Genomic DNA, 14,951 nt, shown 5'->3' with positions numbered 1-14,951 from the left:
ACCAGGCCTGCCAGCGAATTGCCGCAAGCCTGATAAAGGTGAAGTGAAATAAAGACTGGAGCAAATCTGTTTCTATCATACAGGTTTGCTCTTGTTTTGTATAGGTACTCACTATCTACCGTTTACTTTTTTATTTGTTGAAGCTGCACAAAAGTTATATCTTCTATTTTTACTATTACATCGCGAATTTGCTCATCATTTAACAAAAAATTCTCATTATAAATAAAATGATTTATAATATTGTTTATCGCATAATTTAAATCAAACAATCTATTGCTTTTCAAATGAAGAATTATTTCTCTTTTTGCCTGATATATATCACTTTCATTCAGTTCATATCCAGTAATTAAATCATAAATTTTAGCACCTATATTTTCTTCTCTGCTATCTATGCAAATAATTTCATACATGAATTTTTCACTAATACTCTTTTTCATAAAGGATATATCCATATTTGATAACACTTTATTTCCTATAATATATTCTAATATTGCAATGCATAAATTATATACATAATCTTCAATCGTAATTCTGTAATATATTTTCTGTTTACACAAATCTGAAATCAAATATTTCCCTGCCACTGATACCTTATGGCTTTTATTTTTAGCTTTTTGATGCTTTAAAGTTCTTACTTCTAGACTTTCATATGAATTCTGTAACAAAAAAAAACATTGAAAATCGCAATACTTATGTTTAAAGAACTTGGCAAACTCTTTATAATTTATCGAACATATTGAATCAACGTCCCCTAACGGAACATAATTTACATTGCCATTTGTTAAATAAGAATTGGCAATCACACTTTCCGAAATACACTTATTTCTGATTTTACACTCAGAAATTACTTCTGTTCTACTTTTTTCAAAATAATCTTGTCCTATATATAAATCTTTCTCTCTAACATCCAAGGCTTTAATAACATGGTTCAAGTTGATTTCATTTTCTGTAAACAAGATGTTGATTATTGTATACATATAGTCTGTATAACCAACACATCTAAAATTAACATCTCGAACCGCAGATAAATATTTATTTGATAATAATTTTATGTAAAAATGTTCGCATAAATGGCTAAGTCCATTTTTATCTCTTGGCTCGTCATTTGCTCCGCAAGTAATATATATACATAAACATCCCGTTGAATAATTTCCAGTTACACACATTATATTTTTCAATATCATAAAACTCACCTTATTTTATTATTTAACAATGAGAGGTCGAATTTGATAAACAAATTCAACCTCTCCGTTGTTGTGATCATGCTACAACATCGTGATTTGCCGTGTGATTTTCTGTGTTTCCGCTTCCACAAGCACACCCACAAGAGTTCCAAGGCAGCCATGTCCATGACTGTCCTTTGTCATAATTGTCTTCCTGAACGTTGCAATAACAATCACAATTATATGCAGCATCCGTTCTGTCGTTCCTTGTCACCAAGGGATTTACAACCTTACTCATTTGCCTTCTCCTCCTTTCCTATTTTTCTTCTCCGCTACCTGAGTTTGTATGTAGCGCAGACTTTATCTATTAATATCCCTATGGATATAAATAGCATTTAGACCAAATAAGTATCCCTTAAAAAATCCATCTTTTCGGGATTCGACTCCAGTAATTGGTGATAAAAAATCAAATTTTTCTCTATTTCACGCCTTGTTCCATCACAGTTTCCAATGTTTTCAAATCCATCATCATTATATCTTCCTGCATAACACATACTACATAATCTAATAGCCCAACAATTAGAACATTTTTTAATAGATTTTTCACAATATTCATCAACATAATATTTTTTTACGCGCTCATAAGAAATACCTGTATCAACATTTCCAATATTGGGACAAGTCCCAATTCTTTCACATGGTAAAAAATCTCCATTTGTATTTACATATAATCGCCTACAACCAGGTACGCAACACCCATTCAACGGATACTGTTCTGATGGCATATCACCTATGTACCTATCATTTATTTTTATCAGGCTCATTCCTAATCCCGATGCTTCAATTGATCCCTTATTTTCAATAAAAATACCCTCCATAACTTTACTTCTCTGCCAATTACCTAAAGGATCAATTTGATCTATTGTTGCTCGATGGTATTTAGGATTATTTTTTAACATATCAATCCAATGTCTGTTATCCACACTTCCGTTTGTAGGGTATGAAATATTTATCGTTGTTTTAACAGGCAAAAAATCTAAGCTTTTAAAAAAAGCATTCAGACTGTAGACAAAGTCCGGGGCTCCCGCCTCGGATTTTTCTATATAAAAGATCCGGAATCCCCTTTATTTTCGGGACTTTCTGGCTCTTTTCTGGTATAATAGAAGTACCAAAGAAAGGCGGGATACTTCTATGATGACTCAGAATGCAGATAAGAAAAGAGAACAGATTCAAATGTTCTGCATGGATGACATGGTTCCCAGGGACCATCTTCTGCGGATCATTGATAAAGCCATTGACTGGGATTTTATCTATGACCTTGTAGTGGATAAGTACAGTCCTGACAGCGGCCGACCCAGCATGGACCCGGTAATGCTGATAAAACTTCCGTTCATCCAGTATCTGTATGGCATAAGGAGTATGCGTCAGACTGTTAAAGAGATTGAAGTAAATGTAGCCTATCGGTGGTTTCTTGGTCTTGAAATGATGGATAAAGTCCCCCATTTCTCAACTTTTGGCAAAAACTATACCCGCCGTTTTAAGGATACGGACCTCTTTGAGCAGATATTTACCCATATACTGCAGGAATGCTACAAATTCAAACTGATAGATCCCAGAGAGGTCTTTGTAGATGCGACTCATGTAAAAGCTAGGGCAAACAATAAAAAGATGCAGAGACGCATTGCTCATGAAGAAGCCCTGTTCTTTGAAGATATACTGAAGAAGGAGATCAATGAAGACCGTGAAGCTCACGGGAAACGTCCCCTGAAGGAAAAAGATGATGACAATGCCGCTCCTCCGTCCTCTGGTTCAGAAGGCAAGAAAGAGAAAACCGTAAAGGAGAGCACATCTGATCCAGAAAGCGGATGGTTCCGAAAAGGCGAGCATAAAAATGTATTTGCCTATGCAGTACAGACTGCCTGTGATAAGAACGGCTGGATCCTGGGTTACAGCATACATCCCGGAAACCACCATGACAGCAGGAGCTTCAAAACATTGTATGACAAGATAAAAGATATCGGAATAGAAAGTCTGATAGCAGATGCAGGTTATAAAACACCGGCAATAGCAAAGCTGCTGCTAGATGATGGAATCGCGCCTATTTTGCCGTATAAAAGACCGATGACCAAAAAAGGATTTTTCCGAAAATATGAGTATGTTTATGATGAGTATTATGATTGTTACATCTGTCCGAATCATCAGGTACTGACATACAGTACAACGAACCGGAATGGATACCGTGAATATAAAAGCAGTAGAGCAGTCTGCGCAGTATGTCCTTATCTTTCGCAATGTACACAAAGCAAAGACCATGTCAAACTGGTAACACGACATATCTGGGAGACTTACATGGAAACATGCGAAGATATCCGCCAGACCCTTGGAATGAAGGAAGTGTACTCTCACAGAAAAGAAACAATAGAACGAATCTTTGGAACAGCAAAAGAAAACCATGGATTCCGATATACCCAGATGTTTGGCAAGGCCCGGATGGAAATGAAGGTTGGGCTAACATTTGCCTGCATGAATCTAAAAAAGCTGGCAAAGCTGAAAGCAAAAGGGGGACATAAAAAAGGGGAAAAGCTGCAGAAATTTTCTGTTTTGGGTGAAATTCATTTACTCAAAGAAAAATGGCTCTGGGATGCATATCCCAGAACCACTTTGTCTACAGTCTGTAAGCTTTTAAAAAAAGCATTGATTTGTTCCAGTTTTTCATATGTATAAGGTGGCGCATAAACAACATTTAGCGACAAATGATCTTTACCATGTTCTTTATAGGCTTTACTTAGTATCTTCAGCCCCCTATATGCGTCAGCAAAACTACCGGTTCCATCTGTTTTTTTGCGATATTCATTGTGAATTTCTACAGGACCATCAAGGCTCCCCATAATATTAATCTTTGGAATACTAGCAAAGTATTCTGCCATAGATTCAGTCATTAATGTCATATTAGTTGTAAACCCAAAGGATATTTCTTTGCCATATTGTTTATTGAGTTCATTACTATAGCCTATCACTTCCTTTAACAATTCAAATCTAAGCAGGGGCTCTCCACCATAAAATGTTATCGCAATTTTTTCTTTTCCATGCGCGAAAAAATAATCTATGGCCTTTTTGGCAATATCCAATGACATGTCTTTTTGATTGAAATCTCTATTATGTGTATATGTATCATTATATATACAATATTGACATCTTAAATTACACTTACCTGTAACCTCTAAAATAAGTTGTTCCAAACAATTGTTAAGCATGTATTCTAAATTTTCAAAATGGTTAGGTGTATATAATTTAACAGGCTTAATTGCCCTTAACAGATTTTCACTAATGCATAATTTTAATAACTCTGATAGATTCTTTTCATTAACTCCCAGATCATTTACAAAATTTTCTGTAACAATATCTGTTTGATGAAACCAATTATAGAAAACATAATAAGATTCATCATCCAATTCAATTACCTTTCCTGTACCAGTATCATAAAAATAATTGTTCTTTTCTGTTGAAAAAATTTTTCCCATACGCAAAATCTCAGTGGAATTTACCAAAGACACTATTCTCTGTAATTCTTCCCATAATCGTTTTTCCATTACCATCGTTTTATCCTCCCTATTTGTATTAAATGCAATTGTAACCACTATATAATATCTATTGCCAAGCTGTATAACGATTACAGATTCACTACTTTAGCTCATATTTACGATAAACTTGATATAGTACAGGAAAAAGGATACAGGAAAGCAGTAAGTATACTGTTAAAATAATCGGTACTGCGCCTATTACCTTATTCCCAATCTGATATGTATTAAAAAGCCGCACTGCCACACACATTTGAAGCAGTTGGTCGGGAAGAAGTCCCAATATTTTAGATAATGCAGATATTCCGCTTAGAAATCCAGGAATAAATAGTAGAATAAAAGGTATTGTCACCGCAAATATGGCTGAACGTGTCTTTGCCGAAACAAGCATGGAAAGCATTAAAATAAACAGACTTCCTACATACCCGCCAAACACGGTCAACAGGTAGTCCTGCAAATAGGTAATATTATAAAAGCTTTTCCAATTTGACGAACCAATCTGGATTGCACAGTTGGCTCCATCAAATCCCAATGCTGTCAGAACACTTCCGGAATAAAGCAGTATTGTTATCCAATATATTGCAGTAATAATGATAAAACCCGAACATATTTTAGCAGCAACAGCCTTTGTCCTTCCCAGCTTGGCCGAGAAGAATACAGAATCCGCTTTTAATTGAATTTCATCAGAAAAGATACCGGACACTAAAAAACCCGTAATCAATACTACCAGCATAATAATCATAGGGGCATTCTGCAAAACCGCTTCCCAGCCATCGAAATATTCATAATAAACAGGTGTCTCCAGGTCACGATACTGATTCATCAAAAAACTCTTTTCCTGATCTGAATAATGGCTTACTGCTTCCTCAGAATTCAGCCATTCCGTTAAACTGGAAATTCTCCTGTCATAAAAAGTGCTGATTTCCTCTTCCGAAAGGCTGTCTATCCGGTAATAATCATATTGCCTGAAACCACAGAACGCACGATTTATCATATCTCTTATATCAGAGAAGCCTTGCTTTTTAGAATAGGCTTTTTCATTTTCTTTTACATCATTAGAAAGATATTCTTCAGAATTGTTTATCTGTGCGTTCTGCTCAAAAACTCTTAACAATTTTTCTTCTGTAATATATCCGCTCCACTGTCTTTTTGCTTCTCTTAAAGACCTTGCCGCAGAAATACCTTTTATCGTATCTCCATTTTCATCAACATAACGTACATTGCTGACAGCCAAATAACTAACGATACACAAAGCAGCCAATAGTATTATGAATACAATTTTACTTACTGGCTTTGAAATTATCTTTTTTATTTCAAATCTCACCATTTTCGTTATCACCTCTTTCTCCAAAATAATATAAAAACACATCTTCAAGAACCGGCTCGACATACATGGCAGTTTCACATGGTTTTTCTTCCGAAATTAGACGCAGCTCTACTTTATGTTGAATCATTTTCATATTGGAAACCTTGTACTTTTTACTTAAAGCATGTGCCACATCCTGCGGAACAAGGCAATTCCATACTTTTTCCGGCATGGAATTTATAATTTCATCCAATGTACCTTCGTTTACTATCGTACCGTCTTTCATCAGCAATATTTCATTTGCGATATATTCAACATCCGAAACAATATGTGTAGACAACAATACCATACGTTCTTCTGAAAGTTCACTAATCAGATTGCGGAAACGTATTCTTTCATTTGGATCTAGTCCTGCCGTTGGCTCATCAAGTATCAGGATTTTGGGATTGTTTAACATTGCCTGTGCAATTCCAGCACGCCGCTTCATCCCACCCGAAAGTTTTTTGAGTTTTTTGTCTGCCACTTTAGTAAGCCCAACCTTCCCTATCAATTCATTTGTCCTCTTTTTTGCCACAACAGGGCGGATACCCTTGATTGACGAAATATAAAGAAGATAGTCCTTCACAGTAAATTCCGGATAAAAGCCAAAATCCTGCGGCAAGTACCCTAACAAGTTTCTGTATTCACTATCCATCTTAAAAATATCTTTTCCGTTGCAATAGATATTTCCACTGGTGGGTTTCAGCAACGTGCACAGCATTCTCATTAAAGTCGTTTTCCCTGCCCCATTCACACCTAATAAACCATATACCCCATTTGTCATGGAAAGAGTTATGTGATCCACCGCCGTAAAATTCCCAAATTCTTTTGTTAAATTATCCAATATCAACTCCATAAATTTTCCTCCCAATAATCATTATAGCAGTACAGAGTCCGGTAGATTATAAATACTGTAAATAACAGTGCAATACCAAGAAATATGATCCATACAGGATAAGCAATCGCTGCATAAATCCTCTCATTCAAAACTATAAACAGCCATACACTACTCCATCCAATACACATCATTATAGCAACCGCTTCATTAAATGGATGTTTACTGCACAACATTCCAAAACATATACCGGCAGTTACTGTCATTGGAAGGATAAATTGTATCAAAATTTGTAAAAGAGTAACATTCAGCATAAAAAACGACAACCAGCAAAAAACACTAATCAGAACAATATCCACGATGCCGAATAACAACATCCGCGCGGAATAAATCTGTCGCAAAGAGTAGTAAGACGCGGCTTCTATCTCCATTGACTGATAGGTTTGACTTTTCCAAAATTCTGGTATAATTAAAATGATAAACAAAGAGGCTGCCACCCCCATAAGTCTTTGCGTGTGCAGTTCCCCTTGTAATGAGGGCAGTGCAGACCACAATACCAAAAGAAGCACGAGTTGAAAGAGCCACCATCTTTTTCGTATCAACCGTAATTGCGCCCATAAAAATTCGTGGTAGGTCAGTAAACGATCTTCTTCTACGGAACAATATACCTCTATTGATTTTCTTACCGTTTCTTTTATGTTCTGTTCTTTTGGAACTATTTTCATACTTGTTTTATAATCCTTAAGTTTTTTCTCCAAATGCACAAAATCACTCCTCTCCTAACAGTCTTTTTAACTGGATTCTTGCTTGTTTAATCCGATACTTTACTAATGGCAAGCCTATTCCTAACATATCGGATATTTCGGCAAGCCTTAACTCCTGAAAGTAATAAAGAATGATTACCTCCCTCAATTCTTCCGGCAGATCATTCAAAGCCGCCTGAATTGTTACTTTATCAAGAACGTTCTCTGTTTCTGTTTTTTGCAGACTAATTTGTTCTTCTGCATATAGTTCCTCCATCAAACTTGCCCTTTCCTTTTTGTAATAATCCTTACAGAGATTTCCTGCTATCGTATACAAATAATTACGAGTCTTTCCCATATAACGATAATCGGATAATTTTTCAAAAAAGCGCAGAAAAGTTTCCTGTGTTAAATCTTCAGCATAGAATATATCACTGCAATGATAGCTACAATATTTTAATATTTCTTCATAATATGTATGAATAAATATATTAAAAGCATTTTCATCGCCATGTTTCATTTTTTGTATCAACAGAAATTCAATATACACTAAATCCTCCGTTATTTGAAATCTGAAATCCCGCCGTTTTTTATAACAACGCCTTCAAACCCTTAGTTTTATAGATTTTGTCTAAAACTCGCTGTTATATTTTTGCAGCGACAAAATCTTCTATCTATCCTAAAAATATTGAATTTACAAGGTTCTCCATCGTTGTTACAATTTTGTCGGGAGTCTAGATTGAAAGTAAACGCACTTCTTTATCCTATATTATATAACGATTGACGGCTATAAAAAGATAGGTTTTTTTGATTTTTTTCTTATTCTCAAAAATAATGTTTTTCTACACAACACATACCGAAGGATGAGTATTGGATACTATCTCGCCCCTTTATCTTTCGGTCTTGCTTGATACACTCTGTTCGCCTCTCTTTCTTTTACGACCTGCTCTTTTTGCCTAAGTCTGTTCCTGACGCTCTTGGTATCCGTTGCTTTTTCTCCGCAAGTTTTTTCATACTCTGCAGAAACCGTCTCATAATTCTGATTCTCTCTCTTTGCCGCATTGAGTTCCTTATTAAATGCCTGAACAGAATCAAATTTATATTCCCTCACAATAGATGAAAGATGCTTTTTCATATTGGATATCTGCTTATCAGCTCTGTCAATCTCCTGCTGTAATTCTTTCCTTCTACCGCCTTTGAAAATGCCCATGCATTTCCCAAATGCATTACATTCGGACAATTCCTTTTTCAGTTCATCCCGCTTTTGCTCCCGTTCAAAAATTGCCCTGTTCTGGTCTTTCAGTTTGTCCTCAATCTCTTTCAGGCGGGGATATTTAGCCGCCAGTACGGAAGGCTGCGGCTTGGGCGGTCTTTCTGTTTCCGGCTGTTTTGTTTCGGCAGACACAGATTTTTTCTCTGCTTTTGTCTGTTCGATAACGGATTTTTTGTCTGCTGCTACGCCTTTTTGCTGTGGCTGTTCCGTCTGATTCTGCTTTTCCGCTTTCCGATAATGGTCGAATGGAAACGGTATCTTCTTTATCTCTGGTTGATGTGGCGGCTTATCTTCGGCTTGGATATGGCTTGCCGATTCTTCCGGCATTTCCTCAATGGTAACGACTTTAGCAACCACTTTCTCCGCCATATCCATTACCTTCTGCATCACTTTTGCAATCAGTTTCTCCAACAGTGCAACCGCCGCCCTGACAATATTCCCGAACAGCTCCGGCTTTTTCCCGTTCTGCTCCACGGATTCCTTTACCTTGTCTGTAATCTCTGTTTTCTTCAATTCCAAAATCTCCGCTTCGGCTACACCGCTTACAATCGCACGGTCAACTGTCCTGTTCCATTCCATGCGGATTTCGTTGTCTGCTTTTATCTCCGCAGCTTTCGGATTATTTTTACCGATTTTCTTTGTCGCAAGGTACGGACCGTTCTTGTCAAAAATGCTTAGCCTGTCCTTATCATCAAGCGCCATTTGATTAATTAAATCTGTATAAAATACTTTTGCCTCGTCCAAAAAAGCCTTCTGTTTGAAACGTTTGTCTTTTACGGTAAAAATCTTACGCTCATATACTTCGCCTTTTTTGATGATTTTACAGCCTTTGCGGATATTTCCGTCCCCATCAAGTATCTCTTTCTTCGTCCGCACATAGCGTCCCTGCTCATCATAAAACATATTCCGGGTGGCGGTCTTTTCTATCGGCTGGTCTAACCGCTTTCTCTCCGCAAATATCATATGGATATGCAGGTTTGTTTTCCGTTTATTGTGGTGAAGCGCAGCAAAGCACTCCACGCCATACTTTTCCTTAAATTCGTCCACCATCTTTTTCAAAAGATAGTCATGGTCATAGTTGATAAAAGTCTCCGGCAGGGCAATCATTAGCTCCCTCGCCTCGATACACTTCCCGTTCGTACCGCTTTTTTCAAATTCCTCCTGAATACACTTGGCAAGTTCCCGCCAGAATGCCCTGTCCGGCTCCGTTGCATAGACTTCATATAAATACTCCTGCTTGGCGTGGCTTGAAATATAAGTGATGCGCCCCGATAAGTCATGCAGCTTCGCCATTTCTATAAATGAATTTCTTTTCACTTGGATTCCTTCCTCCTTTCCGTTGCGGATAATCCGCCGCTTTTTATGAACAGCCGCTACAGGACGGCTGGCTGCGAACCATGCCGTATCCGGGCGGTTCACGGCTGTTGCTTTCTGACAGCCGCAAAGGGACTTCTGCGAAGTCCCGTAGATGTTGCTGCATATTTGCCCCAAAATGTAGCCGTTAGCAGCAACAGCATCCATGCGCCTGTCCTTTGGGCGGCATGGATAAATACAGTCCGGTTTTGTCGGACTGTAAATTTGCGCCTGCGCAAATTTGCCCCCGGCAGGGCGAAATCCCCGGAGCATAAACCGAAGGTTTGTGCGTAGGGTGTATTTCGCTCTCAAACGCCGAGGGCTTAGGGGAGAGCTTACGCCCTCCCCGGAAATTAGTTCCTGACACTCCCCGAACCACTCCAAAGCAGTTCGTAGAGCAGATGCTTCACAGACATCAAAAAACCGCCTGCCTGAAAACTGGTATTCCAGCTTCAAAACAGACGGCTGCATTTACGCCTTTATTTGTAGCCCTCCGGCTGCTCTTTGCCTTTATTTTGCGGGCTTAAATGCCCGCCCTTTATTATGCAGCCTTTTATGGCTACCCTTTGTCCTTGTTTTGTAACCTTTCGGCTACACTTTGCTCTTGTTTGCTTAAAAAATGGCTACATTTATGGTCTGTTATAAAAAAATCCACAAAAATAAGGCTACGATAAATGCTCTTACCATAGCCTTATTCATAACCATATTAAAATGCGTCAAAATCAATCAGTTCATTGTCCGGCGGCTCTGTGGAATGCCCTGCTTCGGCATCTCCGCTCTGCGCCGTTTCATTTTTCGGAGCAGTGCCGTTCATGGCACCATTTCCTGTCCCGTCTGCCAATGCCTGCCCGTACACCATGCCGCCCTGTGCCGCCGGATATGCTCCCATAGGAACGGATAAAGGAAAAAACTGCATCTGTGCCATATACATCCCGAAAAGCGCCGGAAGGTTGGATATTACTTTCTTTTCCACCGCTTCCACGATACGCTCTGCAAAAGCGTCCTCTTTCTCCCTCGTTTCCATGTAAGGATCATGCTCCGCCGCCACACACCTGTCGTAATAGTCATTGACCGCCTCTATCACAAATTTATTCTGCGACTTGAACATCTGCCGCACCTTTGGGGAGTGCAGGAGTTCCCACGCCCTGCACTCATCCGCCTTTTCCATGTTGAAGCGAATATTATGGTTTTTACTTTTCATTCGGATGCGCCCCCTTATCCGGCACAAGACATTGCTTTCTGTCTGCGCAGCTTCATATAGCAGAAATATTCATATCCCTTGGCGTTTGCCCGTATATCATGATTGAAAGTGACATTATCACAGTCATAATCCCCGACAAGCTCCACAACCTTTGCGCCGCCGCCCATAATATACAGCTTCATAAGATTCGGGTTATATCCGTGCGCTTTCAGTTCCGCAAATATCTTATCCACATAAGATTTTGCCGCTTCCTCCATGAGTGCCTTGTATTCATCTCCTATATCAGTGCTGCCATATCTGAGATAATTCTCAATGATCTCCGCCGGAAGTTCCTCTGCCTTCCTGTCCAGAATGAGACTTCGGATCGCCATAAAACATTCATTCGCTCCCAGCTTTACCGTCCACGACTTGATCTCGCTCGCCTTTCCGTTGTTTAGTATCATCACATTCATCGTCCCGTTGCCGATATCCGCTACCATGTGCATCCCCTTGAAATCCGGCAGGCTCTCCGCTACCGCCGCATAACATTGCGGCATGACCGTACAGTCCACGATGTCAACCGTATATCGTTTACCTGCATATTTATAATCTACATGGCGGTTTTGCATCATATATTCACGGAAGGAATCCCTCTGTGCCTGCACCCATTTTAACGGAAGCCCTACTGCAAGATGTAACTTTGCAGCCGATAATCCTCTCGCTTTCAGCTCCTTTGCAATGGCGGCAAGGGTAAGGATATAATTATCGTCATCCATGCTTTTCTCCGCAACAAAATCCTTGTGTCCCTCGCCTATGGTGTAATAGCTGCCCTCATATTCCAGATAGTCTCTTGTAAAGACAGGCGGCTGACTGCTCCTGCTCACGGAAGTCGGAAAACAGCACCTTGCCGTCTTATAATTCCCATAGCCTGCATCCACTCCTAAAATAATTGTCCCGTTCATGTTGTAATCTCTAAGTTTTGCCATATCAAAATCCTCACTTTCATGCTTGTTGTTATTATCAAACTATCTGCCATATTTTGCTTTCACTTCCTCTTTGGTCGGAAGGCTGCTCTCTACAATAATCTTGTTTTCCCCTGCTACCATAGCTGCAACCTGTTCCGTACCGTCCGTATGCAGGAGTCCGTCCGCTGATGCTTCCGCCTCCGCTATCTGTTTCTGTTTGTCCGCCTCCCTTGCTCCTTCAATCACACGCCGGATTTCCGGTCTGTGCTTTTTACGGTATTCTTTCAGGTAGGCACGGCTGTATGCACGGCGTTTCCGCTTCTTTTCCTCCGCCGCCATTTCTTCCTCAGAAAGCTCCTGCGCCGGAAGCTCCACCTTCCCGATATAATTTAAGAAAATCTCGATCTCCTGCACACGTTCTCCGTCGATTTCCTCTATTTTATGCACCATGACCTTATCAACAAATTCATTCACAATGGCGGGCGTGAGTTCCTGAATGTCGGTGTACTTGCGGACAAGGGAAAGAAATTCCTCCGTCCTGTCCGTGTCATCCTCAAACTGTGCAAGTTTTTCACGGATTTCCTGCATGGAGATTTCAAGCTCCTGCTGTTCCTTTTCATAATCAGCAGAAAGCATTTCATACCGCCTGTCCGGCAGCTTCCCCATTGCGTTGTCCTCATACACCTTTTTTATCAGCATGTCAAGGTCTGCAAACCGTTTCTCCTTTTTGGAAAGGTCTGCTTTCAGCTTTTTCACTTCGCCTTTATCCCTGACCTCTGATGCGCTCCGCATATTTTTTATAAACGCCGCCTCGTCCATGCGGACGCTTTTTAAGGCATACCGTATCGTTTCAAGGATAAGCTGCTTTACCGTGTCCTCTTTTATGGAATGGGAAAAGCACACCTGCTTATACTGCTTCCTGCTGCTGTTGTAAGTGCCGCAGTTAAAGCCTGCGGATGTGCGTTCTGTCCCGCCGTTCGGGATGCCCCTCCAGTCTCTTGCCGCCCTTGTCGTGCTTCTGCGGTAGTACATTTTTCCGCCGCAGTCCGCACAGTAGAGCTTTCCGGTCAGCAGGCTTCCTTCCCCGTTGGTATCCACTCTCCGCACTGTCTTTCTTAATTCCTGCACCATATACCACGTCCTGCGGTCTATGATTGGTTCATGGGTGTCCTGAAAAACAAGTATCTCATCACTGTTATTCTTAACAGCTTTCTTATCCTTATAGGATTCCTTATGGCTGCGGAAATTTACGGTATCGCCCATATACTCCGGTCTTTCCAGTATCCGCACCACCGATCCACCCGTCCAGTTGTAGGGAGTTTCAAAATCGCACATGGTCTGGTAATTGCCCCTCTGCCTTGTCGCCTGATAATAGGACGGTTTCTCCACCTTTTCCTCCATAAGCCGCTTTGCTATCTGGTACGGTCCCATGCCCTCCACGGTCAGACGGAAAATCTTTCTCACAACCTCCGCCGCTTCTTCGTCAACGAGCCAGTGGTTTTTATCCTCCGTATCTTTCACAAAACCGTAGGGCGGGTTGCTCGTAATCGGTTTTCCATCTTTCCCTTTCGCCCGTAAAACTGCGGTAATCTTCCTGCTGCAGTCACGCAGATACCATTCATTCATGATATTCAAAAAAGGGGCGAATTCACTGCTGGTGTTGTTGTTGCTGTCAACACCATTGGAAACAGCAATAAAACGGACGCCCTTTTCCCGGAAGAACACCTCCGTGTAGAACCCTACCTGAAGGTAATCCCTCCCGACACGGCTCATGTCTTTTACTATGACTGTGCCGATGTCGCCGTTTTCAATCCGGCTTAACATCTGCTTCCATCCCGGTCTTTCAAAACTGCCGCCGGAAAATCCGTCATCCGTAAAATGCACCGTGTTCGTGTACCCGTTATTTTTTGCATAATCCTCCAGCATCTTTTTCTGGTTGACTATGCTGTTGCTGTCCCCCGCAAGATCATCGTCCCTTGAGAGCCGCTCGTAAAGAGCTGTTATTCTGTTGTCACCAGCCGTCCTGTTGTTCATTCCGAACTCCTTTCCGGCGGCTGGCTCATCTGTGGTGAGTCCATCTTAACATAACTTTCTGCGCCTGTCACCATTTCATTCAAAATTAACCGGGGAATTTTTTCATCCAGAGTGTCGGCATATCCCGAACCCGTATATACCCTGACCTTGAAAAGCGTCCCTCCGATTCTTCTGTAAAAAAATCCAGCCGGAACAGGGCTGGATTCTGCTGCATCATTATTCACTTTTAATGTTTCTGCCATACAATCCTTTCTTGCGCGCAATCCCTTCTTGCGATTCACACGTATATCCTTTATAATAGTTTTAACTTCCGCTCTGTGTAACCATATTTTTGTTTTATCCGTACTCCATAGCCCGCCCTCCTTTCCTGTAATTTCTTTTTAGTCAAAAAGAATTACTCCTTTCACTAATAGGAGAAAAACGGCTATAAAAACGGAAGTGTTTTTGAAAAAACAGCTACAAAATTTTTTTTTATGAAAAGG

General features: G+C 40.2%; 13 protein-coding genes. 1 reads left to right on the top strand and 12 read right to left on the bottom strand.

What is annotated here, in order from left to right; genetic code table 11:
- Positions 1–122 precede the first annotated feature (122 nt).
- Complete coding sequence (locus NSB25_RS25015) at positions 123–1,184, bottom strand: insulinase family protein (RefSeq protein WP_146040208.1); 1,062 nt, start codon at positions 1,182–1,184, stop codon at positions 123–125.
- A gap of 374 nt (positions 1,185–1,558) precedes the next feature.
- Positions 1,559–2,146, bottom strand: a complete 588-nt coding sequence (locus tag NSB25_RS25010) for a hypothetical protein (RefSeq protein WP_172455307.1) — start codon at positions 2,144–2,146, stop codon at positions 1,559–1,561.
- A gap of 208 nt (positions 2,147–2,354) precedes the next feature.
- Between NSB25_RS25010 and NSB25_RS25005 the strand changes: the two genes are divergently transcribed.
- Entirely contained in the window at positions 2,355–3,887 is a 1,533-nt protein-coding gene (locus tag NSB25_RS25005) for an IS1182 family transposase (protein ID WP_103242476.1), read from the top strand.
- Here the strand turns inward: NSB25_RS25005 and NSB25_RS25000 are convergent.
- From NSB25_RS25000 to NSB25_RS24955, 10 genes are all read right to left on the bottom strand, one after another.
- A complete protein-coding gene (locus NSB25_RS25000) occupies positions 3,776–4,759 on the bottom strand; it encodes a radical SAM protein (protein WP_103242475.1) in 984 nt (327 codons plus the stop codon). The two genes, NSB25_RS25005 and NSB25_RS25000, sit on opposite strands and share 112 nt — an antisense overlap.
- Before the next feature lie 85 nt (positions 4,760–4,844).
- Positions 4,845–6,068: an ABC transporter permease gene (locus NSB25_RS24995; protein ID WP_242982629.1), complete on the bottom strand. Its 1,224-nt coding sequence runs from the start codon at positions 6,066–6,068 to the stop codon at positions 4,845–4,847.
- Positions 6,055–6,942, bottom strand: coding sequence for an ABC transporter ATP-binding protein (locus NSB25_RS24990; protein WP_103242473.1), 888 nt, complete (start codon positions 6,940–6,942; stop codon positions 6,055–6,057). The genes NSB25_RS24995 and NSB25_RS24990 overlap by 14 nt, the downstream gene beginning before the upstream one ends.
- A complete protein-coding gene (locus NSB25_RS24985) occupies positions 6,933–7,685 on the bottom strand; it encodes a hypothetical protein (protein WP_103242472.1) in 753 nt (250 codons plus the stop codon). The genes NSB25_RS24990 and NSB25_RS24985 overlap by 10 nt, the downstream gene beginning before the upstream one ends.
- A gap of 4 nt (positions 7,686–7,689) precedes the next feature.
- The gene (locus tag NSB25_RS24980) at positions 7,690–8,214 is read right to left on the bottom strand and encodes an RNA polymerase sigma factor (RefSeq protein WP_103242471.1); all 525 of its coding nucleotides are present in this window, start codon (positions 8,212–8,214) and stop codon (positions 7,690–7,692) included.
- 327 nt (positions 8,215–8,541) lie between these two features.
- On the bottom strand, positions 8,542–10,458 hold the full coding sequence (locus tag NSB25_RS24975; protein WP_330406311.1) for a MobA/MobL family protein: 1,917 nt from the start codon (positions 10,456–10,458) through the stop codon (positions 8,542–8,544).
- 538 nt (positions 10,459–10,996) lie between these two features.
- Positions 10,997–11,491 (bottom strand): hypothetical protein, encoded by a 495-nt coding sequence (locus tag NSB25_RS24970; protein ID WP_103242470.1) that lies wholly within the window; start codon positions 11,489–11,491, stop codon positions 10,997–10,999.
- Positions 11,492–11,505: 14 nt separating this feature from the next.
- The gene (locus NSB25_RS24965; RefSeq protein WP_103242469.1) at positions 11,506–12,456 is read right to left on the bottom strand and encodes a ParM/StbA family protein; all 951 of its coding nucleotides are present in this window, start codon (positions 12,454–12,456) and stop codon (positions 11,506–11,508) included.
- Positions 12,457–12,495: 39 nt separating this feature from the next.
- Complete coding sequence (locus NSB25_RS24960) at positions 12,496–14,469, bottom strand: recombinase family protein (RefSeq protein WP_103242468.1); 1,974 nt, start codon at positions 14,467–14,469, stop codon at positions 12,496–12,498.
- Positions 14,466–14,711, bottom strand: a complete 246-nt coding sequence (locus NSB25_RS24955) for a hypothetical protein (protein WP_103242467.1) — start codon at positions 14,709–14,711, stop codon at positions 14,466–14,468. Before NSB25_RS24955 ends, NSB25_RS24960 begins: the two co-directional genes overlap by 4 nt.
- Positions 14,712–14,951: the final 240 nt, after the last annotated feature.

The organism is Acetatifactor muris (assembly GCF_024623325.1).
GTDB classification, from domain to species: domain Bacteria; phylum Bacillota; class Clostridia; order Lachnospirales; family Lachnospiraceae; genus Acetatifactor; species Acetatifactor muris.
Note: the sequence above shows the minus strand (reverse complement) of the source record. Positions and strands in the feature narration are given on the sequence as shown.